Source organism: Paraburkholderia sp. 2C, from assembly GCF_054589215.1.
Map to the genome: position 1 here is coordinate 816290 of NZ_BAAILL010000032.1, position 26389 is coordinate 842678.

Genomic DNA, 26389 nt, shown 5'->3' on the forward strand with positions numbered 1-26389 from the left:
AGACACCATCGATGATCCTCTCGTCGGACGTCACAGAGTTGCGCATGGGTAGGGATGTGCGGTTGCGGCGCGCGCGACGCCGCTTTGCACGGCATCGCGATCAAAACTGGCGGGCGAGTTCCTGTCGGACCGTATCGACAAGCTCCCGCCAGCGTCCGGGCCCCGGCTGCCGGAACAAACGCGCGCCCGGATACCACGGACTGTCGTTACGCTCACGCATCCAGCGCCATTCACCCAGATGTGACAGCAAAATCCACACGGGCCGATTCAATGAACCGGCCAGATGAGCCACCGCGGTATCGACGGAAATCACAAGATCGAGTGATTCCATTAGCGCCGCAGTGTCCGCAAAATCGCGAAGTTCCGTATCGAAGTGACGCAATGGCGACGCCTCGAGCACCGCGATATCGCGCCCGCGCACCACTTTCTGCAAGTTGATCCATTCGATATCGAGATCAAACAGCGGCGACAGCGTCGCTAGCTCCATCGAACGGTTGCGGTCGTTTTTGTGTTCAGGATTGCCCGACCACGCGACACCCACGCGCATGCGGCGCTTGGCGCCCAGCGTTTCGGCCCATTTCGCCATCAGCTCGGGATTCGCGTGAACATAGGGGACATCCGCTGGAATGGTCGACAGCTCTGTCTTGAATGCAAACGGCAGGCTAAGCAGCGGACACTGATAGTCATGCGGCGGCAGCGGGTCGCCGAGCGCGATAACCTGCGCAGCGCCGGGCAACGACGCAAGCAGCGACCGCAACGCGGGCTGCACTTCAAGCACGACCTGTGCGCCCCTGTTCGCGATGCGTTCGACGTAGCGGCAAAACTGCAATGTGTCGCCGAAACCCTGCTCCGCGTGGAGCAGAATCGTGCGCCCTTGCAGCGGCTGCTCTCCGGTCCAGCGCGGCTGCGCAAACGTGCGGCGGTTATATTCCGACTTCGGATCGCGCAAGCGCCATTCGTACTTCGGCCAGCCGTTCGCGAAGTCGCCCTGCACCAGATGAATAAAACCCAGGCCAAAATGCGCATCCGGATAGTTCGGATCGAGCGCAACCGCCTTGTCATACGCTTGCAGTGCGGCATCGAGGCGATTCGTTTCGAGCAGCACATTGCCGCGGTTGAACCACGCGATCGCGTATTTCGGGTTCACCGCGATTGCGCGGTCATACGAGTTCATCGCTTCTTCATAGCGATGCAAGTCTTGCAACACATTGCCGCGATTGCACCACGCTTCGGGGAAGTTCGCGCTACCGGCAAGCGCTGCGTCGTAGCTCAGCAGCGCTTCTTCGTGCCGTTCGATATGTCGCAAAGCCGTACCGCGGTTGCAGAGCACGTCCACTGCCCCGGGTTCGAGTTCGAGTGCGCGTTGATACGCCTGCGCGGCCTCTTCATACCGGGTCAGATGCAGCAATGCATTGCCGCGCGCAGCCAGCGCCTTTGCATGGTTCGGCTCCCGTGCCAGCGCGCGGTCGCATCGTTCGAGCGCTTCTTCCGCTCGCCCAAGCCTCTCGAGCGCTACGGCACTGTTATAGATCGCTTCGACAAAATCCGGCCGCGTCGCAATCGCTTCGTTGAAGCTCGCCAATGCCTCGCGGGCACGCCCAAGATCAACCAGCGTGCGCCCACGCGCCGACAGAATATCGGCATGATTCGGCACAATCGCCAGCGCGCGATCGTAGTTTTGCAGCGCCTCCGCATTGCGCTGCAAATCGCGCTGCACATTCGCGAGGTTGTAGAACGATTCAAACGATCGCGGGTCGACGGTCAGCGCGCGCTGGTAGCTTTCTACCGCATCCTGCAGCCGTTCAAGTGCGCGCAATGCAGCACCGCGATTGCATAGCGCATCGAGCGTCAACGGCGACACGGCAAGCGCCCGGTCATAGCCGGCCAGCGCCTCTTCATATCGGCGCATGCCCATCAGCATGTTGGAGCGGCGGATCAGCGTCTGCACGTGGTTGCGATCGAGTTGCAGCGCGCGGTCCAGTTGCACCATGCCCTCATCGGCTTTGCCGTTTGCCGCGAGCACCGCGCCCAGATCCGAGATCGGACTGACGGCGTTCGCAAGCGCCACCGACTGCCGGAGCAATGCTTCCGATGCCGCTGCGTTGCCACGCTGGAACTCTAGCACGCCGAACAGATGCAGCGCTTCCGCATAATCGGGATGCACCGCGAGTGCGGCGTGGTATTCGCGTGCGGCTTCATCGAATTTGCTTGTGCCGTGCAGATCCCTGCCGCGTGAGAAATGCGCGGTGGCCTGGCGCCGTGCCGCATCCGTCGGCACGGACGCGCCCTCGCGCGCGCCGGTTGGGTGATCGACCTCCATGCCCGCCTCCTGATCCTGTCCTGTTGAGACACAGTGAGCACAGATCAGCGCGAACCTGATGCCGCCTCCCGATCTGAGCAGCCAGACTAGCGGACAGGGAGTAACACGCGTGTGACGAATGTTACGGACCATTTTGCCGCGCGTTGGAGAGGCGCATGCAGACTGGATGTCACATTGCTTTAAAGCATTTTTCGGCCTCCGTGCGAAAACACCGCCAATCGTCGCGGGCGGCTTCGATGCGATATGACGGGAGGCAACATGACAATCGCAATTGGGCACGCCGCATAACGGCACGGGTCCGGGATGCGATTGGACCATTCGCCCGATGGTTCGCCGCGATTACTGCCCGACTACTGCCCTATCGGAAGCGTGCGGACGAACTCGATGGGTGGCGTGCCCATCGTCACGGTGAAGCGAATGCCGCGCGGCAACGGCAAGCCGACCGATGTACCGTTGCTGACGCCGTGCACGTCGAGAAATCTTGCATAAGTGCTGTCCAGCACCTTCTGGTCGCCTGTCCAACCGGTCTGCGGCACCCACACTGCAAGACTCATCCCCTGCGCCCGATCACTCGCTACCACGCTCGCAAAGTCATCCATATGATGCAGCGCATCCGCAAGCTGTGACAGCGACGACAACGGCTGCGACGCACTGCGCATCAACTGATGGCTCTTCAATTGATACCGAACCACCTGCACCTGCGTAGGCGCATTCCCCACTCCTAGATGCCGTATCAGCACAAGCTCATCGCGCCGAATCCTCAACGGCGGCCCGAACACCTCGTCCGGTGTGACGAGGTTCATCATGTCGAACTGCAATTGGGAAAAGTAACGGCCCAGCAGCCGCGTTTCAGCGAGATTGGAAGTCACATCGTCACGTCCGCGCACAGACGCATCGAGTCCACGCCATGCGAGGACGGCAACTACCGCAAGCAGCGCGATCGCGACGAGCATTTCGATCAGCGTAAAACCGGTTGCGCGTGCAATGGCACGCGGCGGCCTAGTGGCGCGCTTCATCCTGCACCACCGTCACAACCTCCGCCAACACCACCCGATTCGCGACCGACGGATAAACACTCACCGTCACCTGCCGCACGAGCGGACTCGCCATGACCGTCACCACCTGCCGGCAAACAAACCGATAAGCCCCTTGCGGACAAGCAAACGTCGTTTGCCCCGGCGCCGGCCATGCAGAAGTAATACGCAGCTCGCTCAACGCGTTATCCGCGCTCCACAGCGCAAGCAGATGCGCCCGGGCCGAATCGGTATCCGCCGCCAGCGACCCGATCGCACGTAGCACCGCGCCCATCGCGATTGCCACAATCGCCAGTGCAATCAGCACTTCGATCAGCGTGAACCCTTGAACGGCATCCAAGCTCATCACCGCGCCGCAACGCCGGCCACGGTCGCCACCGCGTCGCACGCCCTCCGCACCACCACCCCCTGGCTTCATCCGCATCACTCGCTCATGTCGAATCGGTGGAGTCCCTCTCATCGCGCGTCCGCTCGAACAACGAATAACCAGACCCGATGCCCGCTCCCCGTGCCCGCAAAAGGAGAACTCGCGAATGCGCAAGCGAACTTAGCCGATTCTCATGGCGAATCCGTGTCGGATTGTGTGTACCTTTTTGCCACGTTCTGACGACGTCTTTCGTGACATCACTTCGCACCGTCGCCTGAGCGAACCTCATATCGCCCAGATCCCGTATTTCCTCACCATTCGACGTCCTTCATGGGCATGCGCCCACCCATTTGCGGTACAGAAGCCTTTCATTCGTTCAACAACTTCACGTCCGCACGTGCACTTGATTTCTTAGGAATAAAGCTTCTTTAGATGCTGTTTTGAGTGTGCTGTGCATTGCATAGGCTTGCTATGCAATGCGCAGCGATGGTGCCATCCCCCCGCATCGGCGCGCATCGTTAGGCATGCGTGCAAAGTCGTGGCGCCGCGAAAACCCGTTCATGCCCAGAACAACCTCAACAGGAGCTCCACGTGATGAATCGCAAAACTCTTCTCGGTCTCGCACTTGCAGCATCGGTAGCAGTCGTCGTCGCGGCCTGTGGCGGCGATGACAATCCGCCGCCCGCCGCGCAGACCTTCAATGAAACGCTGCTCGATTCCGATGGCAGCATCGTCGCCACCAAGGCCGACCCGGACCTGCAAAACGGATGGGGCGTCGCCTTCAACCCCACCGCGACGATGTGGGTCTCCGATAACAACACTCAAAAAGCCTCACTGTTCGACGGCAACGGCAACATCCAGTCGCTCGTCGTCTCGATTCCGGATGGCACGAACGGCCCCGCCAGTCCGACGGGCATCATCTTCAACCCGACCACGGACTTCATGATCAGCGCCAATGGCGGCGCGCCCAACAAGGCGGTATTTATCTGGGCGACGTTCGCGGGCACGATCGCCGCATGGTCGCCCAACGTGCTGCCCACCGAAGCCGTGACTGCCTTCGACGATGGCGCAGGCGGCGCGAACTACAAAGGCATCACGATGGTCAACGTGAACGGTCAGAACCGCCTTTACGCAACCGACTTCCACGGCGCGAAGGTCGACATGTTCGACGCGCAGTTCAACAAGATCCAGCCCGCCGGCCAGTTCGTCGACCCCAATATGCCGGCTGGCTTTGCGCCGTTCGGCATCCAGCACCTCGGCAATAGCGTGTTCGTCACTTACGCTCAGCAGAATGCGGCGAAGGCGGCCCAGGTAACCGGTGACGGTCTTGGCGTGCTCGACGAATTCGATCTGAACGGCAACTTTATCCGCCGCATCGTGAGCAACGGCGGCGTGCTCAACGCGCCGTGGGGCATGGTGCTCGCGCCGTCGAACTTCGGCCCGCTGTCGAACATGATGCTCGTCGGCAACTTCGGCTCAGGCTTTATCGAAGTATTCAATCCGACGACTGGCCAGGATATGGGCAAGCTCACGCTCGGCACAGGCCAGCCGTTCGTGCAAATGGGCCTGTGGGGCATGAGCTTCGGCAATGACGTCGACAATCAGCCGAAAAACACGCTGTTCTTTGCCGGTGGCCCGAGCAAGACAACGGGCGTATTCGGCCGCATCGACCTGTCGAATCAGTAACCGTTGGCCTGCGATGCTGCCGCGCGCGCTCCATTCAACGCGTCAATTCGTGAATGAGTAGTTCGCGCGCAGCATCGTCTCGAGATGCTCGCCGTAGGTCTTCGGCTGCGGCGCGCAGTCGCAAATCGGTTCCGGCACCGACGTAAGCGGCATCACGCGCGTGTTCAATTCGCAATCGTAGAAGAAGCCGATCGAATAGCGCGACCGTTCCCGAGGGTTGATCACGCGGTGCGGCGTGGCTTTGAAAAGGCCGTCGCTCCATGCTTCCATAATCTGCCCGGTGTTCAGCACGAGCGCATGCTCGATGGCCGGCACGTCGAACCAGCTGCCGTCCGCCGCCTTGATCTGCAGGCCGCCTACACTGTCTTGCGCGATAAACGTGAAGCAGCCGTAATCGGTGTGCGGCGCCGAGCCGAACTGATCGGCCTCACGGTTCGGCAATGCCGGATAGTGCAGCAAACGCAAAATCGGATTCGGCCGTGCGAAGTAACGGTCGAGACCGTCGCGTTGCAAACCCAGCATGCATGAAAAGCAGCGTACCACCGCGTGCGCGACGCCCGACATCGCCGCCCGATAGCGCCGCACGGCGATTTCGAACTTCGGATCTTGCGGCCATACCTGGTGCCCGCCCATTGCGGAGCGCGCCCACTGTTCGCGCAGGTTTTCGTCGAGTTCGTTGAGCACGATAAACGACTCGCTGTGATTCGGCTTGCGCGCGGAGCCCAACGTCGAGCGGATCAACGTCGACGTATTGAGCGGCAGGTAGCCGCGCAGATTCGCGCCATAGCGGTACGCGAGCTTTTGTTCGAGCGGCAGCGCATAGAAGTGCGCCGACGCGGCGAACACGGCATCCATCATCCGCGGCGGTATGCCGTGGCCGGTCAGAATCGAGAAGCCCACCGTGGTGTGAGCTTCGTACAGCTTGTCCTCCACGGCTTCCCAACCGGCCGGGTCATCCTCGTAGAGTGCCGAGATATCGATTACAGGTACCAACATGATGCCTCCCGTTCGGGTTGCTCAAATTCAATCGGCAAACGCATTGCGGCCTACGTTGAGACTTATCGTAAATGCTGAAAATGAGCGAAGAATGAGGGATTCATTCGTCGCTTCGTCAGTTCGGGAAAGCGCGACCGCCTTCGCCTCATGAGAGAAGCGACGCCGCGCAAAGGCCATAAATAGATTCAAGCGCTTTCGAAGGACCTCGCGCTAACCGCTGCGACTCGGTCGTGGCTCAGCCGACTTCTAAGGAGCATTGGATGAGCGGAATACTCAAGCATGCCGACGGCTCGATCGTCGAGCTACGGACCGTCAAGCGGTTTATCAATTCATTTGCCGGCCAGTCGGTTTTGCCCGGCGATTCGGACTACGACGCGGCGCGCACGCTGTGGAATGCGAGCATCGACAAGCGGCCGGGTCTTATCGCGCGCTGCAAGACAACTAACGATGTCGTGCGTGCAGTGCAGTTCGCGCGTATCAACAATCTGCTCGTCGCGGTGAAAGGCGGCGGGCACAACATCGCAGGCCGCGCGCTCTGCGACGACGGCCTCGTGATCGATCTCTCGCTGATGAAACAGGTGAGCGTCGACGCACCTTCGCGTACGGTCACCGTGGAAGCGGGCGCGCTGCTCGAAGACGTCGATCGCGAAACACACCGGCATGGGCTCGCGGTGCCGGCCGGTGTGATGTCGAAAACCGGCGTGGCGGGCTTGACACTCGGCGGCGGCGTAGGCTGGCTGTCGCGCAAATACGGCCTCGCTTGCGACAGTCTGCTTTTCTGCGAAGTCGTCAGCGCGCAGGGTGAAGTGCTGCAAGTGCACGGCGCATCGCATTCGGATCTGTTCTGGGCGCTGCGCGGCGGCGGCGGAAATTTCGGCGTGGTCACATCGTTTCAATTTCGCGCGCACCCGGTTTCGACGGTGCTCGGCGGCATGATCGCTTATCCACGCAGCGAGGCTGCAACCGTGCTGCGCTTTTATCGCACCTTCATGCAGACCGCGCCCGAAGAATTGACGGCCTACGCGGGCCTCGTCACGACGCCCGAAGGCGCGCCCGTGGTGGCCATCATGATGTGCTATTGCGGTAGCCCCGAAGCCGGCGCGCCGATTGTTCAGTCGCTAGGAGCGGCTGCACAGCCCCTATTCGAAGCGATACAGCCGATGCCGTTTCCCGAGATGCAAAAACTCGCCGACGCAACGCACCCCGACGGACTTCACAACTACTGGCGCTCGACATTCCTGCACGAACTCAGCGATGCCGCCATCGATGTGATCGTCGCGCAAAGCAATCAGGCGCCGTCGAACCTCAACGCGGTGCTCGTGCAGATTTTCAGCGGCGCGGTAAACAAGGTCGATGCGGGCGCCACCGCGTTTCCTCACCGCAACGCGGGCTTCAGTATCGGCATCGAAGCAAAATGGGTCGATGCGCTGCAATGCGCGCCGAATATCGCATGGGCTCGCGGGTTCTCGGATGCGCTCAAGCCGTATTCGAGCTACACGTGCCTCGTGAATTTCCTCGGCGACGAAGGCGCGAGCGCAGTGCGTGCCGCATTTGGCAACAACTATGAACGGCTCGTCGACGTCAAGACGAAATACGATCCCACCAATTTCTTCCGGCTCAATCAGAACATCAAGCCGCGCATGTAGTGCGAGCACCGCCAGTTACCCCAGCACGCACGGGCATAATGAGGCTTTCGCGTACGCGACCTCAAGGAAACCGCGGTCATGGCACACGGCGAGCATACATACAACGTCACGGTGGAATGGACCGGCAATAAAGGCACCGGCACATCAGGCTATCGCGACTACAGCCGCGATCACACGATTCGCTCGGGAACCAGGCCCGACATTCCCGGTTCGTCGGATGCCGCGTTTCTCGGCGATGCGGCGCGCTGGAGTCCGGAAGACCTCGTCGTCGCGGCGGCTTCCGCGTGTCACAAGCTCTGGTATCTGCATCTGTGCGCCGAGGCCGGCATCACGGTGCTCGCTTATGTCGACGATGCGCAAGGCACGATGCTCGATAGTCCGCAACGCGGAAGCTTCACGGAAATCGTTCTGCGCCCGCGCGTAACGATACGCGCGGGCGACGATCGCGAGCGTGCCGAACATCTGCATCACGCCGCACACGAGAAATGCTACGTGGCGAACTCGGTCAATTTCCCCATTCTGTGCGAGCCGACGATCGAGTTCGCTTCAGCCTGGCCTCAGCCCCGTTAGTGCGTGCTTAATGCCCGCCTAGCGCCGGCCTAGTGCCTGGTTAGTGCGACCCATCGTGGCCATGGCCAAGCCCATGATCGTGACCGTCATCGTCGTCATCCTGATCGTCGGTTACGAAACTGCACACGTTGCCGTGCCCATGTCCGTTCGAATCGTCGATGTGGCCGCGTCCCGACAGCTGCTGCGGCACATAGTCGGGCAGATCGCTTTTATCGATCGCAAACACAAAGAACTGATTCGGGTTCGGCTCGCCGTTCGGATGCAGGCTGTCCGTCACCGTGCCGAGAAAGTCGTTGTCGTTCGCAATCAGAAACGTGTGTTTGCGCTCGCCATGCACCTTGATATCCGGACCGAACGTCAGGCTCTCGAGCTTCGCCGGAATTTCGGTCGCCTTGAAGCCGTGCTTCGTCAGCCCATCGACCACGTCGAGAAACAGCGTCTTTTGCAGCGCGAGCGGCTTGAGGCCGTCCTGGCCGCTGGTTTGGCTCACGTCCTGCGCGCCGTCCAGATCGACGCGAAACACCTTCTTGAACACCGCGGCTGAATCGTCGCCGAGACCATGGCCGTCGCGTTCGTCCATTAGCAGCACGTGATCGTTGACGGCAACGACGTCGCTGATCGTCGGGAAGCTCGGCTTCTGGTCGGTGCCGATATTCGTGAGCGGATACGCGTACTGCTGCGTCTTGCCCGTGCGCAAATCGATCTTCAGAATGCGCGTGAATCCGCCATTGGTGCCGCCGTCCTGCAGCAGCGGACTTTGCATCGCGCCAAAGAGCGTCTTGCCGTCCGGCGAAATCGCCAGCCCTTCCATGCCCTTGTTCGCGACGCGGCCCGACGTGTTGTTGGCAATCTCCGTATTGCCGACCGGACTCAACAACGAGACTGCAAACGCATCCGGCACCTTGATCACATCGATTCGACGACCGGTGCCGCGGTCGAACTGATAGATGTACGGACCGTACTCGTCTGAAATGTAGATGCTCTGTCCATCGTTCGCAACGCGGATGCTTTCCGGATCCAGCCGCGCATCGAGCGGATTCGTCGACAACTTCGTCGGATCGAAGTTGTCCGAGCGGCCCGTGAAGTAGTTCGTGTGCTCGGTCCTGTTGAGCTTCGGCGCGCCGTTCGGCACGTTCTCGGCCGCGCCGTTGCCATACACGAGGTGATCCGACGTATGGAGCAGCGTCGTATTCACCAGCTTCGGCGTCGCCACGAACGGAAGATCGGAGCCCGCCGGCGCGTGCGAGAGCGTGAGGTTCAGCGTCTGGAAGCGATTGATATACGACACGGTGTCGTCGATCGCCGGGTTGAACGGAATCGCGTTGGGGCCGCGGTCGGGCACAGCGATAAAGGTATTGCAGCCGGCGAAGCTCATCGCGGAACCGATGCCGCCCAACAGGTTGCCCGGCGCGCCGTTTTCGAGCGGCGCCGAGGTTTCGCGCGAGAGGTCGCCGATGGTGCCGCCAAGCTGACCTGTCGCGATCAGATCGACGCCGGCATGGGCCGTCGATGCCGCGAACACTGAAGCGATAAGCGTCAACGCAAACGATCTGGATTTCGACATCGAGTATCTCCTTCGAGGTGCATTGCCAGAAGATGCGGCACCGCGCGCGGCGCCGCGAGAACGGAAGACCTTTACGGATAGCCGTCGAAATACTCGGTAATTTTCATGTCACGCAGGTGACATTGCGGGCTTGAAACGCGCGCGCGGCGCGGGTTTCGGGCGCGTTGGGTGTGACCCTTCGTCGCTCGGGACATGCATTCGTCCTGAGCGACGAAGGGTGAAGAGAGGTGCTTAGACCGGAAACGAAGTGGTGGACAGAATCTCGCGCAATGCGATGAACGATCGTATTTGCCGCACGCCCGGCAGATACAGCAGCTTCTCCGCGTGCAATTTATTGAAGCTGTCGTTATCGCGCGTGCGGATCAGCAGGAAGTAGTCGAATTCGCCCGTGACCACATGGCATTCCATGCAGCCCGGTACTTTTTGCGCAAGACGCTCGAATTCCTCGAACGACTCCGGTGTCGACCGGTCGAGCACGACACCGATCACCACGAGCATGCCCGCATCGAGCCGCTTGGGATCAAGCAGCGCCACGGTCGACCGGATATAGCCGGCGCTTTTCAAGCGCTCTACGCGTCGCAAACACGCGGGCGCGCTAAGGTTCACCTTGGCCGCAAGCGCGACATTCGAGATCGATGCGTCGCGCTGTAGCTGCCGCAAAATCGCACGATCGACGCGGTCGATCGCAACGCTTTCCTGCTGGCTGTCTGCGCGAACAGAAGGTTTTTTCATTGCGTCGAATCATCCCAACACGAAATTTCGTTAAGCCGATTGAGTGTTCCCCATCTTTAACTTACGCATTGGCGCTTATTTTTGCAAGCTCATTTTCGGGGCGATTTCATAGCATGTAGACCATTGATCGTCCCTAAAGAAGCAAGGAGCCCGGCGCCATGAACCTGCGACATTTTCCGCGTTACCCGCTGACCTTCGGACCGACGCCCATCGTTCCGCTGAAACGGCTAAGCGCACATCTGGGCGGCAAGGTCGAGCTCTATGCGAAGCGCGAAGACTGCAATAGCGGCCTTGCCTTCGGCGGCAACAAGACGCGCAAGCTCGAATACCTGATCCCCGAGGCATTGGAACAAGGCTGCGACACGCTCGTGTCGATCGGCGGCATCCAGTCGAACCAGACGCGCCAGGTCGCGGCGGTCGCCGCGCATCTCGGCCTTAAGTGCGTGCTTGTGCAGGAGAACTGGGTCGACTATTCGGACGCGGTGTATGACCGCGTCGGCAATATTCAGATGTCGCGCATCATGGGCGCGGACGTGCGGCTCGTCGCGGACGGCTTCGACATCGGCATTCGCAAGAGCTGGGAAGACGCGATGGAAAGCGTGCGCGCCGCGGGCGGCAAGCCGTTTCCGATTCCGGCCGGCTGCTCCGAACATCCGCTCGGCGGACTCGGGTTCGTCGGCTTTGCGGAAGAAGTGCGGCAGCAGGAAGAAGCGCTTGGCTTCAGGTTCGACTATGTCGTCGTCTGCTCGGTGACGGGCAGCACGCAGGCGGGCATGGTGGTCGGCTTCGCGGCTGACGGCCGCGCGCGCAATGTGATCGGCATCGATGCATCGGCGACACCTGAAAAAACACACGCGCAAATCACGCGCATCGCAAAGCATACGGCTGAGATCGTCGGCCTCGAACAGTCTCCGGGCGAACGCGACGTGATTCTCGACACGCGATTCGCCGGACCCGCGTACGGGCTGCCGAACGAAGGCACGCTCGAAGCGATTCGCCTGTGCGCGCGAATGGAAGGCATGCTCACCGATCCAGTCTACGAAGGAAAGTCGATGGATGGAATGATCCAGATGGTGCGCAATAACGAATTCCCCGCGGGCTCGAAGGTGCTGTACGCGCACCTCGGCGGTGTGCCAGCGCTGAACGCGTATAGCTTTCTGTTTCGCAATGGTTGAGCACAAGGCCGGCTAATCACGCAAAAGCAGACATAAAAGCCGGCCTGCGTATTTTCTTATACCAAGGGCCTACGGAACGCCGACGATCACGCGTTCACCGCATAAACCAAGGTATTCCCCCGGGCATACATCGTTCCCCGCTACCGGGACGTTCGTATAGCTATCGTGCCGTTGGCGCGTGCGGTATCGTCAAAGCTTGCTATGGCATCCGCTCGCGCCGGCACACTCAACGCAGCCAATCCCCCTTGCATGCTCGCGCTGCGGATTCCGCGCGTACTCAGCAGTCACTTCATCGAGCCTTCACACCTCGCAGCTGATTTTCATCGAAAGGAGCAAAGCGATGAGCAACGTTCGCACGGAATCCGACAGCATGGGAGAGGTTGCGGTCCCAGCCGACAAGCTTTGGGGCGCGCAAACGCAGCGCTCGCTCGAGCATTTCCGCATCGGCCACGATCTGATTCCGCGCGAGATGATCACCGCTTACGCGACGCTCAAGAAAGCGGCCGCCAATGCCAATCTCGCCGGCAAGCGGCTCGACCCCGCCGCGCACAAGCTGATCATCCAAGCCTGCGACGAAATTCTTGCCGGCCAGCATCACGACATGTTTCCGCTGCATGTCTGGATGACCGGCAGCGGCACGCAGTTCAATATGAACGTCAACGAGGTGATCTCGAACCGCTGCTGTCAGCTTGCGGGCACCCCACTCGCCAGCAAGCATCCGGTGCATCCGAACGATCACGTGAACATGTCGCAGTCGTCGAACGACTCGTTTCCTTCGGCGATGTACATTGCGGCCGCCGTCAATACCACGCAGCGGCTGATTCCCGCCGTCCGCGATCTGCACGACGCCATCAGCGCGAAGGCCGCTGAATGGATGGACATCGTGAAGATCGGCCGCACGCATATGCAGGATGCGACGCCGCTTACACTCGGCCAGGAATGGTCGGGCTATGCGGGCATGCTCGAAGACAATCTCGTGCGGCTCGACGCCGCTTTGCACGGTGTGTACTGTCTGGCGCTCGGCGGTACCGCGGTCGGCACCGGCATCAACGCAGCGCCCGGATTCGCTGAAGCAGCCGCCGCGGAAATCGCGAAGCTCACAGCATTGCCGTTCGTCAGCGCGCCGAATAAATTCACCGTGCAAGGCGCACACGATGCGCTGATCCATCTGTCCGGCGCATTCCGCACACTGGCCGCGTCGCTCTACAAGATCGCCAACGACATCCGTCTGCTGTCATGCGGTCCGCGCGCGGGCTTCGCGGAATTGCTGATTCCGGAAAACGAACCGGGTTCGTCGATCATGCCGGGCAAAGTGAATCCGACCCAGGCCGAAGCATTGACGATGATCGCCGTACAAGTCATGGCGAACGACGTGGCGGTCGGTTTCGGCGGCGCCGGCGGCTATCTCGAGATGAACGTCTACAAGCCGCTGATGATCTCCAATATCGCGCAGTCGATCACGCTGCTCACCGACGGATGCACGAATTTCCGGCGGTTTCTCGTGGAAGGCACGCGGCCAAACAGGAAGAAGATCGACGAATACGTCGAACGGTCGCTGATGCTGGTTACCGCGCTTGCGCCTGTGATCGGCTACGACAAGGCGTCGAAGATCGCGCACCACGCGATGGAACACGATCAGACGCTCAAGCAGGCCGCGCTCGAACTCGGCTTCGTCAGCGAGGAAGAATTCGATCGCGTGGTCGATGCCCGCAAGATGGTCAAGCCGTATGTCGCCACCGAACAGTAAGGGGCCTTCGATGAACCCGCAAAGCACGCTTACCGGTTATGAGCTTCTACGCTCGTCGCATCTGAGCAAGGGCATGGCGTTCACGCAAGCCGAACGGCATGCCTATCACCTCGAAGGGCTATTGCCGCCGTGCGTCCAAACACTCGATCTGCAGGTCGCGCGCGTCCATTCGGAACTGGCGCACCTCGATAACGATCTGCAGAAGTATCTGTATCTATCGGACCTTCAGTCGCGCAACGAAACGATGTTCTACGCGACGATCATGTCGGATCCGTCGCGCTTCATGCCGATCGTTTATACGCCGACGGTCGGCGAGGCATGCCAGAAATTCGATCACGTTTATCGCGGCGCACGCGGCATGTTTCTGCCGATCTCGGCACGCGGCCGGGTGAAGGAGATACTGCAAAACTGGCCGGAAAACGACGTGCGTTTTATCGTCGTGACCGATGGCGAGCGCATTCTCGGCCTCGGCGACCTAGGCGTGGGCGGCATGGGCATTCCGATGGGCAAGCTCTCGCTTTACACCGCTTGCGCGGGCGTGCCGCCGCAACACTGCATGCCGGTGGTGCTCGACGTCGGCACGAACAACCATGAGTTGCTCGAAGATCCGCTCTATCTCGGCCTGCGCCACGAACGGGTGCGCGGCGACGACTACTACGCGTTCGTCAACGAATTCGTCGAGGCCGTCGAGGCGCTGTTTCCGACATGCTGCATCCAGTGGGAAGACTTCGCCAACTTCAATGCCGTGCCGCTGCTCAATCGCTACAAGGACCAACTGTGCACGTACAACGACGATATCCAGGGCACGGCCGCCGTCGCATTAGCGGGCATTTTCGGCGCGCTGCGTATTTCCGGACAAAAGCTTATTGAGCAGCGCTTCCTGTTTTTGGGCGGCGGTTCGGCAGCAACCGGTATTGCGGAGTTGATCAGCGAAGCGATGACGCTGGAAGGACTCACCATCGAGCAAGCGCGCGCTCGCCATGCGCTGTTCGACGTACACGGGCTGATCGAGAAATCGCGCAGCGATCTCGCGGATTTCCAGAAGCCGTTCGCGGTGGACCACGCGCCGCTCAACTCCTTCGTCGATGCGGTGAAAGCGCTGAGGCCGACGGGCATTATCGGTGTGAGCACGGTGCCGAAGCTTTTCAACCAGCAGGTGATCGAAGCGATGACCGAGATCAACGAGCGGCCGATCATCTTCCCGTATTCGAACCCGACGTCGCGATCGGAATGCACGGCCGAAGAAGCATACGGTTGGTCGAACGGCAATGCGATCTTCGCGAGCGGCAGCCCGTTTCCACCGGTCACATTGCACGACGGCCGCACGTTCGTGCCGGGGCAAGGCAACAACGTTTATATTTTCCCGGCGATGGGGATGGCCGTCTTTGCCACGGAAGCGAAGCGCGTGACCGAGGAAATGTTTATCGTCGCGGCAAAGGCCGTGGCCGAGCAGGTCACCGACGAAAGCCTCGAGACGGGGCTGATCTATCCGCCGCAAGCGAAGATTCTCGACGCGTCGCTGCATGTGGCCGCGCGCGTGGCGGAACATATCTTCGATAAAGACCTCGCGCGCGTGCCGCGCCCGGACAATATCGAAGGCTATATCAGGGAACGCGCGTATGAGCCCGTGTATCCCACTTGAAGAGGGGATGTGCTGTTCAAGGCGCGCGGTATTTCAACAACATGCATTGCTTCGCCAGCGGCGTTCACCATAGATACCGCGCGCCCAATAACCCCTGATAACTGCGATAACCGCCGTTGCCTTGCTGATAGCTGAAGTTCCCCCATACACGCCACTGCTGCGCGAGTTGCGCTTGCACGCCAACCTTGAATTCAACCCGGTTTGACGGCCCGTCCTGCGCCACGACAGTTTGATTGAAGGCGATTGAATTGCCGCTCGCGTCGTGCCACCAGTTCACTTCAATAAACGGCAGCCAGCCCGGTGCTTCGATTGAACCGGGTGCGTGATATAAGCGGACACCGACGCGTGTCGTGAGTCCGCCGCTATCGTCGCTATGGATCCGCGTACCGTTGCTTTCGGTGTGGTCGTTCGCCTGATAGCCCGAGTAGATGAACTGAAGCTGAGGCTCGAGCAGAACCGCACCTGTTTGCGTTTGACCCAGCGCAAATGCCCAGCCGGCTTCCACGGAGCCGGCCCACACCTGGCTCGTATAGCTTTCGCCGTTGAGTTCGGCTCCTTTGACGGTGTTGTCAAAGTGCGCGTATTGCAACCAGCTATCGACATACGGTCCGTCGGGCCCTATTGCATTGCCGTGCCACGTCGCATAGACGCCGCCGCTTGCGCCGCTGACATCTCCGCTCGCGGTCGCCGCGTTATTCGTTGCATGCGAGTCGGTTGTCGCGGACCCGTAGCCCGCCATGATGCCCGCTTGCCAGCGTTGATTGTTCGATACGCGATGCAGCAGATCGATGCCGACCTGGACCAGAGCGGAATCGGTGGTCTCGTCGAGCCGTCCGTTTGCTGCGTCGCGCATGGTCCGGCCGCCCGTAGTCCGCGCCCATGCCGTCGACGTCTCGTTGCTGTCGCCGTTCACAGCAAATGCATACGGATCGGAAAATCCGGCACGATCGTGCAGCGTATGAACGAACATCGACTGCGCCGCCGTCTGATTGCCGAGGTAAGCACCGGGCTCGGGCCGCGGAACGGGCGTCGGCGAAAGCGAATTCGACCTCAGATACCAGTCGCCATCGTCCGGCGCGCTCAGGCTTCCCTTAACCAGATCGTATTCGTACGCGCCGGCAACGACGCGGCCATCGAGCGTGAACAGTCCGTTCGATTGTCCGTCGACCTCGATGATCTGAATGCCGTTGTTCGTTACGGCGCCGCTGCCTCCGGCATTCTGGACGCGAACGCGCGTCTGGCCCGCGGTGTTGCCATGCACGACGAGACGGTCGGTCGGTGAATTGTCGCCGGCAAGTGCCGTGCCGACGGTCAGCACGCCATGGTTGCCCGAGTAATTCCCTGCAACGGTCAGCGTACTGGCCGGCGCTGCACTGCCCATGCGTATTTCGCCGTTGTTCGTGATGGAGCCGCCCACGAAAAACTGTCCCGCAGGGCCACTTGAAAAGCCCGGCGCGGCGTCCGCGACTGCAAATAATCCGTTATTGACGACGTCGCCGCCCACTGCGCCATAACCGCCAAACGTCGCGCCTGACATCACGACGACTTGCCGCGTGTTGGCAAGCTGCACGTTGTTCGCGAGGATCAACGAGCCGGCATCGACCGATGTATTTCCGTGGTACGGGTTGTTTGCGGTCAGAACGAGGCTGCCGGGGCCGGCCTTGTTCAGGCTGCCATCGCCACCGATCGCGCCATCGAATACGGTATCGACCGTATTGTTCGCAGTCAGCGTAGCGCCTGCCAACGCGACGTGGCCCGCTCCCATGAGGTTATTTGCCTGCTGGTCGAAGCCGTTCAGGTCGAACGTCGCGCCCGCGGATATGTCGAGCTGCGAACTGGCCGCAATGACGTTGGCCGCTCCCGCGAGCAGCGTGCCGCCTTGAATCAGCGTTGCACCTGTATAGGCATTCGGCTTCGACAATTGCAGCGTCCCTGCGCCGGCCTTGGTCAGTGTTCGGCCGTCCCAGCCTGTCGCCGCATTGGCGGGCTGATCGACCAACCTTGCGTCCATATCGAACGAGTCGTCGGGAGCCGGAAGCGTAAACGTGCCGCTCGCAACGGCAGGCGAAGAACTATTCGATGCATACCACGTCAGCCCGAGGGCAACGTCGAAGTTCCGTGCGGTATAGATGGAGGTCACTGTCAGGAAATCGACACTGCTCGCCGATCCCGCGATGCGCACCGTCTGGAATGTACCGGTGAGGCCATTGGCTGCGGTAGTGTGAATCTCCGTGAATACTCCCGCCGCGAGGTCCGACGCACTCCGCGCCGCCGGCGCCGTGTACCCGGCGATGTTGAATACGGCGCCGCTGCCGAGGGTGGCCGTGTTCGCGGTGATGACGGGTTCGATTTTTCCCGCCAGGCTGTTCAACGTGCCATTCATCGCGAACTGCCCGCCCACGTTCAATGCGCTGTTGCCGGAAACCCCCGTCGTCGTGCCTGCTGCCGTCGTGTAATTGCCCGCCACGGTGAAGTTGCCGTTCTGCACAAAACGCAACGTGCCTGCATCGAGCGACACGCCGCCTTGCGCCGAACCCGCAGCGGACAATATCGCAACACCCGTGCCGCTTTTGACGAGCATTCCCGATCCGGACAGCACATTGGCAAGCGTGCCGTTTTCCGCGAAGTCCAGTTGCAGTGTGGCGTCGTTGACCACCGGTCCCGAGCCGAGTGCACTTCCGTTCGTCGCGCGCAGGTTGCCCGCAGTGATCGATGTGCCGCCACTGTACGTGTTGTTTCCGCTTAGCGTGACAACACCGGTTCCCGCCTGGATCGTCGAACCGCTGCCGCTTATAACGCCGCGCAAGGTTGCGGCGTCGCTGCGGTTGAATTCGAGTACACCGTCATCGACGATATCGCCTGTCACCATGCCGCCGGTGCCGCCTGTGCCAAGCGTCAACTGCCCGCCTTCAGCGATCGTCGCACCGCCGCCGCCGTCGTTACTCGCATCGCCGCCAAGCGTCAGATGACCGCGCACGTCTACTGTTGCTGCCGAAGCGTTGTTCAACCTGATCGCCCCGGTCAAGGTCCAATTGCTGTCCGCAATCGATGTCAGCGTGGCGAAACCGCTTCCTGGGTCCGCGGTGAAAGCTCCGTCTTCGATCCCGGTGCCGGTCAATGTCAGCGTGTTGCCGGTTCCCTCGCTATGAACAGCTCCATTGGGACCCACCAGCTGCGAACCCGTGCCCAACGTCACGGAGTTGTTCGATCCCGTGAGCAGCACGGCAGCCGCCATCGCGCTCGAAACGAGTCCATGGTTGACGAGTGTGCTGTTCTGAAAGAGTTGCACGCCTTCGTCCACGGTCGCCCGAATGACTCCCGTCGCGCCGTTCAGGACGCTGACCGAACCGCTCGTCGTACTCTGAACGCCTTTATGAAAGCCCGTGATCGTGCCGTCGTTATTGACCGTGACCGTACCCTGTTCGACAACGATGCCGAAACCGTATGTCGGGTCTCCCACGCCTGACGCAATTAGCGCGTTCAGATGATTGTTGATGGTGACGTGCCCCGTCGTCTGCACGGAAACACCCTGCGGCGTCGCGTTGAGCGCACCCGCGCTTGGATGATTTAGCGAGCCGAAGTTATCGATTGTTCCGCCTGCCGTACCCGCATAGGTAATCGCGTTACTCGCACGAGCGCTGATGTCTCCAAGATTGACGACGTTGTTATCGGTTCCTCCGCCATTCATAAGTACGCCGTGCGTATTCCCGAGCACTTCCCCCGATTGCTGATTGGTGATCGATCCCGGCACATCGAATCTGACGGCCGCTGCGGCGTCCGAAATTGCACCGACGATCGTCCCGGCATTGGTCAGCGTGACCGGTGCAATGCCCTCCACGTCGATCGCGTCCACGAACGAGGTCGTGACCGATGTGCCCGCGTTGATCAGATATGAGGTGTCGGTCGAGAGCGTGAGGCCCGTCGTGCTTGAAGGGAGCGTCGTCGCGGCGACAGCGGACAAAGCGGGGCTCAACAGAAGGGCTCCGCACAGTGGGCGTAATACGATGCCTTTGGAAGATTGCCAACCCACACCCATTTTTTGTTCGCATACGGAATGGTTGCGCTGACAGTTTGCCGCCCGCCTCGAATCCCTCGAGGACAGGGCGCAATGTGAAATATGGATTCAGTATGGACAGCAATCGGATATCGGCAAGGTTCGCATATGTCGCGTGCGCTTCGCTCAACGATCGCAACCTTCAGCTCGCCGCATCGACCGGCAACGTGAACCGGAACACCGCACCCCGCGGTTCATTCGCGCTAGCCGATAGCGTTCCCCCGTGCACCTCGATAATCGACCGGCAGATCGCGAGGCCCATTCCCATGCCGCTCGCCTTCGTCGAATAGAACGTTTCGAATAGACGATCGACGCGCGTCGGGTCGAGCCCCTGTCCCGAGTCGCGCACTTCCACATGAATCGAGCCCGGACCCGGGCCGGTGTTCGCGTCGTGCACGTGCCGCGTGCCGATCGACAGATGCCGGACACCGTCGGCTACGCCGCTCATCGACTCGATTGCATTGACGATCAGATTGAGCAACACCTGCTGCAATTGCACGCGGTCGCCGTATATCGGCGGCAGGCCGGGCGCCAGTTCGATCCGCACGAGCACATCGTTTTTCAAGGTCTCGGCGCGCACGAGTTCGAGCACATCGCGAATCGCATCGTTGATGTTCAAGCGGTCTTTCTGCGGCGGTGCCTTCCTGATCAGCGCGCGGATGCGGCCGATCACGGCGGCCGCGCGATGGCCTTCCTTCACGATGCGCTCGGTCGCCTCGCGCACCTCGGTAAGATTCGGCGGCTCCCGCCCGAGCCAACGCAGCGCGGCCTCCGCATTCGCGACGGTCGCGGCGATCGGCTGGTTCACCTCATGCGCGATCGATGCGGTCAGCTGCCCGATCGTCGCCACACGGTTCACATGCGCGAGTTCCGTCTGCATGACCCGCAAGGCTTCCTCGGCCTTCTTGCTTTCTGTCAGATCGAGCACGAACGAGACACCCTGGTCGCGCGCTTCGTCGAACGTCGTCGAGCCGACGAGCACCGGCACACGCGTGCCGTCCTTGCGGAAGTACTCCTTTTCGTAAGGCTGCACGTTGCCGGTTGTCTTCAGTTCCGGCGCCCATCTGTAGTCGTGCTGCGCGCGCCATTCGGGCGGCGTCAGCTCGTTAAAGCGCAGGCGGCCCGCGGCGATATCTTCGCGGTCGTATCCGACGATGCGCAAAAACGCATCGTTTGCCGCGTGTATCAGCCCGCCCAGTTCCCAGAACGACACGCCGATGATGTTCGCATCGACGATGCGCCGGATCTTCGCTTCGCGCTCCGCGAGATCGCGATAAAGACGCGTGTTTTCGAGCGCGATCGCGGCCTGCGACGCCACGAGGTGCAACACCGCGATGCGGGTCGGCGTGAACACGCGCGCGGCAAGATGGTTCTCGAGATACAGCATGCCGACCGTTTTGCTCTGGTTGACGAGCGGCACGCACAGCATCGAGCGCGCGGCGTGCTTGCGCACATAGGGATAAGAAGCGAAGACGGAATCGACCGATGCATCATCGAGAATCAGCGCTTGCTGCGTACGCAGCACTTTCTGCACGATGGCTTCGGGTAACGCGTCGGCATCGAGCGGTTCGTCGCACCGCCTCACGGTAATCGTGTCGCCGCCGGTCACGGCTTCCGCGGCGATACGCTGTTCGCCGCCATCGAACAGAATCAACAGCCCTCGCACGGCGCCCGCATGCTCGATTGCCGTCCGCATCAGCGTGTCGATCAGCTTGTCCAGCACGATCTCTCCCGACACGGCTTGCGACACGCGCAGCACGGTCGCGAGATCGAGATGTTCGACCGGCGCGCGGATCGTGCCGATCGGCCCGGGCGTCGATGCGTCCGCGCTCAGGTGCGGATAGCGCTGGTCGAGCTGCCACACCTTGCCGTCGGCGCCCCAGCTCAGATAACCGCGCCGCGCGTTGCGCAAGTGCGCGTCGGCCGCGGTCGGCAAACCGCGCGCGCTGCAGAATCGCGCGGCGCATTCGTGCGCCAATGCCTCGTTATGGATAAACCCGCCTTCGCGCGCGAGCCGGATCGCGTCTTCGTAATGCCGCAACGCGTCCATATCGCGACCGTCGACGCGCGCCATTTCGGCGCGGACCAATGCGACACGATCGGCAAACGTCGCCGGGCAATTCGACGCCCATACGGCAAGCCGTTCGTAGTGTCCGGCGACGGCCTCGCGAAGCCGGCTGCGTTCGACTGACGGCACCGCATCGCACTGTGCCGCGCGGGCCAGTGCCGCGTAGAAATGGAACTCGGCGCATTCGAACTGCGTCGGCGTGGTCCACAGGAACGGCAGCGCTTTTTCCACCGCCGCAATCGCGCCCGCGTCGTCGCCAAAATAGACGCTCGCATGCAACTTTCGAATCCAGTAGTACGAGGCCGCGACCGCCAGTTGCGGCGTGTCGTTCAGGCGCTGTTCGAAGGTGTGCGCATCGAACCCGGCTGCGGACGTGTCGTCGAAATCCACGGCCGCCGACGATGCCGGCCCGCGCAACCTCCGCATCAGCAGCAGTTGTCCGGTCAGGATGTCGTTGATCAGGCCGAAGCGCACTTTGCGCGCGAATTCGAGCCCGAGCAGCGCTTCGCGCTCGATGTCGGGCAGTGCATCGCCGGCGGCAATCCGGTTCGTACTCACGTCGGCGCACGCGTAGCACGCGTACGACAGGTCGCCCGCCTCGAGCGCGGCTTCGAACGCGCGCCGCAGAAGCGCCCGCGACACCGGCAGCGGCTCCATCCAGTGCGAGATATGCACGGCGAACACGAGGTACACGCGCGCCCTGAAACGATCGAGCCCGCGCTTTTCGACGAGTTCGAGCCCGAGGCGGCCGTAGCGATACCCCGCTTCATATTCGCCGAGATACGAGCCCAGCACGCCGCCAAGCCACGTATAGGCGAGCGACGAACCATCGCTATTGCCGTGCTCGAGACTCAACACGGCCATTTCGCTGACGACCAGCCGGAACAGATTCGGATCGCTGAACAGGGCCGGCGACGTCAGCACGGTCAGCACGTCCATCGTCGCGGAACGCTCCGGGTCTTTCATCAGCGGCAGCTCGAGCAGCGCGTCGCTCGGGCTCGCCTGCAGCCGTTGCCATAGGCGTCGATAAGTATCGAGCACGATCTCGGCCGCCGGATGCGGCGACCAGTGACCGCCCATCCTGCGCAGATACGCGAGGCCCACCTCGACCGCGCTGTCGCTCTGGTCGAGCGTCGTGTAGAGATTGATGCGCGCGCACGTCACGGCGGCAAGGTCGATCATCGTCTGCGCGCACGTCGACAGCATCGCGAGGCGCGTGTCCGCCGCCGCCATTTCGCCGATCAGGTATTCGCATTCGGCGGTGCACAGGTCGAGGTCGAACGCGAGCCGGTAGCTCTGTTGCCACTCGTTGTGCGTCAGCAATGCGCGCCCCGCGCGGCAATAGCGGAGCGCGGCTTGGTACGCGCTCGCCGCTTTCGCACGCCTTGTCGCAAGCAGATTGAGCTGCGCCACCTGTTCGCGCTCTTCTTGCGTGGCGATCTGCGCGGCGCCGAGATCGAACTGGTTCACGATCTCGAAGATGTTGTCTTCGAGTTCGTCCGCGGGCGTCATGGCCGCCAGCGCGCGGCCGATCCGCAGATGCGCGGCGGCGCGCCCGTTCTCGGGAATCAGCGCGTAAGCGGCCTCGTGGATGCGGTCGTGCAGGAACGTATAGGTGCCGTTGGTGCGCAGTACGAGGCCCGCGCGCACCGCGTCCCACAGCGCGGCGTGCGTCGTTTCCTCGGCCGCGCCGTAGACGACGGCAAGCGTGTGAGCGCGCGCGACGTTGCCGAGGCAGGCGAGTTGCCCGAGCGCCTGCTGCGTGTCGCATGACAGGCGGCCGAGCTTGACCGCCATCAGGTCCGCCACATTGTCGGTAAATCCCATCATGCGGATCCGCGGCAGGTCCCACGTCCACGCACCCGCGTCGGGATCGAATGCGAGCAGCGCCTGGTCCGCGAGCGCCAGCAGAAACTGGATCGTGAAGAACGGATTGCCGCCGGTCTTCTCGAATACGAGTTCGGCCAGCGGCCGCACGCGGGCCGTGTCGCCATGCAACGCGTCGGCAAGCAGCCGCGCGACATCGTCGAGAGCGAGCGGCGCGAGTACGATCTCGTCAACGCGGCCGCCGGCGTCGCGCAGCCGCGTCAGCGTGCGCACGAGCGGATGCGCGGCGCCGACTTCGTTGTCGCGGTACGCGCCGACGAGCAACAGATGCCGCACATCCGGATGCACGATCAGATGCTCGATCAGATCGAGCGTGGCGGCGTCGAGCCATTGCAGGTCGTCGACGAAAAGCGTGAGCGGATGGTCGGCGCTCGCAAAAACGCTGAGGAATCGCCGGAACACCATCTGGAAGCGCGCCTGCTGGTCCTGCGGCGGCACGTCGGGCGGCGGCGGCGGCTCGCCGATCACGAGCGCGAGCTGCGGCACGAGCTTCACCATCAGCTGGCCGTTCGGGCCGAGCGCCTCCTGCAGCGCGGCGCGCCATTGCGCCAACTCCGCGTCGCTTTTGCCGAGAATCTGCGAAACGAGGCACTGGAATGCCTGCGCGAGCGTCGCATACGGCACATTGCGCTTGTACTGGTCGTACTTGCCCCATGCGTACAAACCTCGCTGCGGCACCAGCGCCTTATGCAGTTCGCTGACCACCGACGACTTGCCGACGCCCGAATAGCCGGAAACGAGCACGAGGCGCGGCATGCCTTCCGCGACGACACGCTCGAACGCATCGAGCAAGGTCGCGATTTCGCGTTCCCGGCCGTAGAGCTTTTCGGGGATCAGCAGCCGGTCGGGAATGTCCTGCTCGCCGGGTGCAAACGCTTCGATTCTGCCCAGCGCCTGCCAGGCGTGAAGCGCGCGGCGCAAGTCGTGTTCGAGACCTGCCGCCGTCTGGTAGCGCTCTTCGACCGTCTTCGCGAGCAGCTTCATCACGATGCGCGACAGTTGCGACGGCACGTGTTCGACGCGCTCGTCCGGCGCAACCGGTTTGCGCGCGATATGACAATGCACCCACTCCATCGGCTCGGACGCGGTGAACGGCAGCACGCCCGTCAGCATCTGGTAGAACGTGATGCCGAGCGAATACAGGTCGCTGCGCGCATCGATCGAGCGGTTCATGCGGCCCGTCTGCTCGGGCGCCATGTACGCGAGCGTACCGGCGATGGTCTCGGGCGGCGCGGGCGACTGGCGCTCGCGCGGCAGCAGGGTCGCGAGGCCGAAGCCGGTCAGGCGTACCGTGCCCGCCGCTTCGTCGACGAGAACATGCGCGGGCTTCAGGTCCTTGTGCACGAGCCCGCTCTGATGCAGCTCGCCGACCGCCGCCGCCATGCGGATCGCGAGCGGCAGAAAGCGTTCGGTGCTGAACGGCGCGCCGAGCAGCCGCTCGAGCGGTTCTCCGCCGGGATCCTCGCAAATCAGCACGGTCTGATCGCCTTGCCGCACGAGCTCGAGCGGCCGCACCGCCCATGTGCTGTGCAACTGGTCTTTCAGGCCGTATTCGTGCGAGACGCGTTCGAGGCTGGCGGCCGTCGGCGGTTCGCCGGCGGGCCGCACGGCGAGCACGGATGTCTGCGTGCCGTCGGCATTGGTGCGCGTCGTTCGATAGAACGCGCGATCGCCGTCGTTCGCTAGGACTTCGAAGCTGCTGTCCGCCACTGCAACGACCCCATAAGTCAGGTTCGACTGCTGGATTTCCGCTTCCGGGAGAGGTACTGCGCCCGCGTGCATGACCGCGGATTGCCGCGCTGCAGGACAAGCGTGGACGACCGCGAGCGGGTCGGAGCGCGCAAGCCTAGTCTGCCACAGATGACGGATCGATGAGGTGAGGCAGTTCCGCGAACGAGGCATCGTTCGTCTTCAGAAAGTCGACGAACGCACGCAACGGCGCGGGCAGATGACGCCGGCCCGGATAGTACAGAAACGGCCCGGTAAACCGCTGCCACCATGGTTCGAGAATCGGCTCGAGCGCGCCGCTTTCCAGATACGGACGCAGCATGCTCTCGTACAGATGGATGACGCCGAGTCCCGCCAGCGCGGCGCTGAGCGCGAGTTCCACCGCGGCGGCCGGACGCACGACGAGCGGCCCCGACGGGTCGACGCGAATCACCTCGCCGTCACGTTCGAAATCCCAGCTCGGCATCGCGCCGCTCGAAAACTGGCCGCGCAGGCACGCATGCGACAGCAGCTCGCCCGGATGCGTCGGCCGGCCATGCGCATCGAGATACGCGGGCGTCGCGGCGGTCGCGAAGCGCTGCACGCGCGGGCCGATCGGCATCGCGATCATGTCCTGCTCGAGCCGCTCGTCGTAGCGAATACCGGCGTCGCAGCCGATCGACAGCACATCGACGAAGCCGTCTTCGACGACGACTTCGACGCGAATCCCCGGGTACACCTGCAGAAACCGCGCGACGATGCCGGGCAGCACGATGCGAGCGGCGCCCGACGGCACATTCAGGCGCAGCGTGCCGGTCGGTTTGTCGCGAAACACGTTCAGCACATCGAGCGCCGCTTCCATTTCGCTGAAGAGCGGCGTCAGCTTTTCGATGAGCCGCTCGCCCGCTTCGGTCGGCGCGACGCTGCGCGTCGTGCGATTGAGCAGGCGCAGGCCGAGCTTCGCTTCGAGGCGGCGCACCGCCGTGCTCAGACTCGACGCGGACACGCCGGCGATACGCGCGGCGTCGCGAAATCCGCCGGCCCGCGCGACCGATACAAACGCGGCGAGGTCGTTCATCTCCATAGCCATTGTTCACCTTTTTGCACAGCCCGTTCGATCTGGATGGGATTATCTAACAGTCGCATCACTCGCATACTTGGCGCACTTCTTCACTCATTAAGCGAAGCGATGAC

At 62.1% G+C, this 26389-nt stretch carries 15 protein-coding genes; 6 read left to right on the forward strand and 9 right to left on the reverse strand.

Annotated features, from left to right (window positions below; translation table 11 throughout):
• Positions 1 to 100: 100 nt before the first annotated feature.
• From ACYPXD_RS11905 to gspI, 3 genes are all read right to left on the reverse strand, one after another.
• Positions 101 to 2320 (reverse strand): tetratricopeptide repeat protein, encoded by a 2220-nt coding sequence (locus ACYPXD_RS11905; RefSeq protein ID WP_459711134.1) that lies wholly within the window; start codon positions 2318 to 2320, stop codon positions 101 to 103.
• A 350-nt stretch (positions 2321 to 2670) separates the two neighbouring features.
• Complete coding sequence (locus ACYPXD_RS11910) at positions 2671 to 3336, reverse strand: prepilin-type N-terminal cleavage/methylation domain-containing protein (protein WP_459711137.1); 666 nt, start codon at positions 3334 to 3336, stop codon at positions 2671 to 2673.
• Positions 3320 to 3700: a type II secretion system minor pseudopilin GspI gene (gene gspI / locus ACYPXD_RS11915; RefSeq protein ID WP_459711139.1), complete on the reverse strand. Its 381-nt coding sequence runs from the start codon at positions 3698 to 3700 to the stop codon at positions 3320 to 3322. Before gspI ends, ACYPXD_RS11910 begins: the two co-directional genes overlap by 17 nt.
• A 615-nt stretch (positions 3701 to 4315) precedes the next feature.
• Between gspI and ACYPXD_RS11920 the strand changes: the two genes are divergently transcribed.
• Positions 4316 to 5407 (forward strand): TIGR03118 family protein, encoded by a 1092-nt coding sequence (locus tag ACYPXD_RS11920; protein WP_459711141.1) that lies wholly within the window; start codon positions 4316 to 4318, stop codon positions 5405 to 5407.
• Between the two features lie 42 nt (positions 5408 to 5449).
• Here ACYPXD_RS11920 and ACYPXD_RS11925 read toward each other — a convergent pair whose 3' ends face one another.
• Positions 5450 to 6403 (reverse strand): isopenicillin N synthase family dioxygenase, encoded by a 954-nt coding sequence (locus ACYPXD_RS11925; protein WP_459711143.1) that lies wholly within the window; start codon positions 6401 to 6403, stop codon positions 5450 to 5452.
• A 260-nt stretch (positions 6404 to 6663) separates the two neighbouring features.
• On the opposite strand from ACYPXD_RS11925, the gene ACYPXD_RS11930 reads away from it, so the two are divergent.
• Together ACYPXD_RS11930 and ACYPXD_RS11935 are read left to right on the forward strand one after the other, a co-directional pair.
• Entirely contained in the window at positions 6664 to 8049 is a 1386-nt protein-coding gene (locus ACYPXD_RS11930; RefSeq protein ID WP_459711145.1) for an FAD-binding oxidoreductase, read from the forward strand.
• A gap of 78 nt (positions 8050 to 8127) precedes the next feature.
• The gene (locus ACYPXD_RS11935; protein WP_459711147.1) at positions 8128 to 8619 is read left to right on the forward strand and encodes an OsmC family protein; all 492 of its coding nucleotides are present in this window, start codon (positions 8128 to 8130) and stop codon (positions 8617 to 8619) included.
• A 40-nt stretch (positions 8620 to 8659) separates the two neighbouring features.
• Here ACYPXD_RS11935 and ACYPXD_RS11940 read toward each other — a convergent pair whose 3' ends face one another.
• Both ACYPXD_RS11940 and ACYPXD_RS11945 read right to left on the reverse strand, forming a co-directional pair.
• Positions 8660 to 10183: an esterase-like activity of phytase family protein gene (locus ACYPXD_RS11940; RefSeq protein WP_459711149.1), complete on the reverse strand. Its 1524-nt coding sequence runs from the start codon at positions 10181 to 10183 to the stop codon at positions 8660 to 8662.
• A 231-nt stretch (positions 10184 to 10414) separates the two neighbouring features.
• Positions 10415 to 10915, reverse strand: a complete 501-nt coding sequence (locus tag ACYPXD_RS11945) for an Lrp/AsnC family transcriptional regulator (RefSeq protein ID WP_459711151.1) — start codon at positions 10913 to 10915, stop codon at positions 10415 to 10417.
• 158 nt (positions 10916 to 11073) lie between these two features.
• On the opposite strand from ACYPXD_RS11945, the gene ACYPXD_RS11950 reads away from it, so the two are divergent.
• From ACYPXD_RS11950 to ACYPXD_RS11960, 3 genes are all read left to right on the forward strand, one after another.
• Positions 11074 to 12090 carry a 1-aminocyclopropane-1-carboxylate deaminase gene (locus ACYPXD_RS11950; RefSeq protein WP_459711153.1) on the forward strand — a complete coding sequence of 339 codons (1017 nt, stop codon included), beginning with the start codon at positions 11074 to 11076 and terminating at the stop codon, positions 12088 to 12090.
• Positions 12091 to 12430: 340 nt separating this feature from the next.
• The gene (gene fumC / locus ACYPXD_RS11955) at positions 12431 to 13837 is read left to right on the forward strand and encodes a class II fumarate hydratase (RefSeq protein ID WP_459711155.1); all 1407 of its coding nucleotides are present in this window, start codon (positions 12431 to 12433) and stop codon (positions 13835 to 13837) included.
• Positions 13838 to 13847: 10 nt separating this feature from the next.
• Positions 13848 to 15479 carry an NAD-dependent malic enzyme gene (locus ACYPXD_RS11960; protein WP_459711157.1) on the forward strand — a complete coding sequence of 544 codons (1632 nt, stop codon included), beginning with the start codon at positions 13848 to 13850 and terminating at the stop codon, positions 15477 to 15479.
• Positions 15480 to 15543: 64 nt separating this feature from the next.
• Here ACYPXD_RS11960 and ACYPXD_RS11965 read toward each other — a convergent pair whose 3' ends face one another.
• The 3 genes from ACYPXD_RS11965 to ACYPXD_RS11975 form a co-directional block, all read right to left on the reverse strand.
• On the reverse strand, positions 15544 to 19452 hold the full coding sequence (locus ACYPXD_RS11965; protein WP_459711159.1) for an autotransporter outer membrane beta-barrel domain-containing protein: 3909 nt from the start codon (positions 19450 to 19452) through the stop codon (positions 15544 to 15546).
• Positions 19453 to 19675: 223 nt separating this feature from the next.
• Positions 19676 to 25270, reverse strand: a complete 5595-nt coding sequence (locus ACYPXD_RS11970; RefSeq protein ID WP_459711161.1) for a trifunctional serine/threonine-protein kinase/ATP-binding protein/sensor histidine kinase — start codon at positions 25268 to 25270, stop codon at positions 19676 to 19678.
• 64 nt (positions 25271 to 25334) lie between these two features.
• On the reverse strand, positions 25335 to 26279 hold the full coding sequence (locus ACYPXD_RS11975; RefSeq protein ID WP_459711164.1) for a LysR family transcriptional regulator: 945 nt from the start codon (positions 26277 to 26279) through the stop codon (positions 25335 to 25337).
• Between the last annotated feature and the right edge of the window lie 110 nt (positions 26280 to 26389).

Excerpts from the sequence above, each read along its gene's own strand:
- fumC (WP_459711155.1), top strand. The coding sequence starts at position 12,431 with ATGAGCAACGTTCGCACGGAATCCGACAGCATGGGAGAGGTTGCGGTC.
- ACYPXD_RS11945 (WP_459711151.1), bottom strand. The coding sequence starts at position 10,915 with ATGAAAAAACCTTCTGTTCGCGCAGACAGCCAGCAGGAAAGCGTTGCG.
- ACYPXD_RS11935 (WP_459711147.1), top strand. The coding sequence starts at position 8,128 with ATGGCACACGGCGAGCATACATACAACGTCACGGTGGAATGGACCGGC.
- ACYPXD_RS11975 (WP_459711164.1), bottom strand. The coding sequence starts at position 26,279 with ATGGAGATGAACGACCTCGCCGCGTTTGTATCGGTCGCGCGGGCCGGC.
- ACYPXD_RS11930 (WP_459711145.1), top strand. The coding sequence starts at position 6,664 with ATGAGCGGAATACTCAAGCATGCCGACGGCTCGATCGTCGAGCTACGG.
- ACYPXD_RS11940 (WP_459711149.1), bottom strand. The coding sequence starts at position 10,183 with ATGTCGAAATCCAGATCGTTTGCGTTGACGCTTATCGCTTCAGTGTTC.
- gspI (WP_459711139.1), bottom strand. The coding sequence starts at position 3,700 with ATGAGCTTGGATGCCGTTCAAGGGTTCACGCTGATCGAAGTGCTGATT.
- ACYPXD_RS11960 (WP_459711157.1), top strand. The coding sequence starts at position 13,848 with ATGAACCCGCAAAGCACGCTTACCGGTTATGAGCTTCTACGCTCGTCG.
- ACYPXD_RS11905 (WP_459711134.1), bottom strand. The coding sequence starts at position 2,320 with ATGGAGGTCGATCACCCAACCGGCGCGCGCGAGGGCGCGTCCGTGCCG.
- ACYPXD_RS11970 (WP_459711161.1), bottom strand. The coding sequence starts at position 25,270 with ATGCACGCGGGCGCAGTACCTCTCCCGGAAGCGGAAATCCAGCAGTCG.
- ACYPXD_RS11950 (WP_459711153.1), top strand. The coding sequence starts at position 11,074 with ATGAACCTGCGACATTTTCCGCGTTACCCGCTGACCTTCGGACCGACG.
- ACYPXD_RS11925 (WP_459711143.1), bottom strand. The coding sequence starts at position 6,403 with ATGTTGGTACCTGTAATCGATATCTCGGCACTCTACGAGGATGACCCG.
- ACYPXD_RS11910 (WP_459711137.1), bottom strand. The coding sequence starts at position 3,336 with ATGAAGCGCGCCACTAGGCCGCCGCGTGCCATTGCACGCGCAACCGGT.
- ACYPXD_RS11920 (WP_459711141.1), top strand. The coding sequence starts at position 4,316 with ATGAATCGCAAAACTCTTCTCGGTCTCGCACTTGCAGCATCGGTAGCA.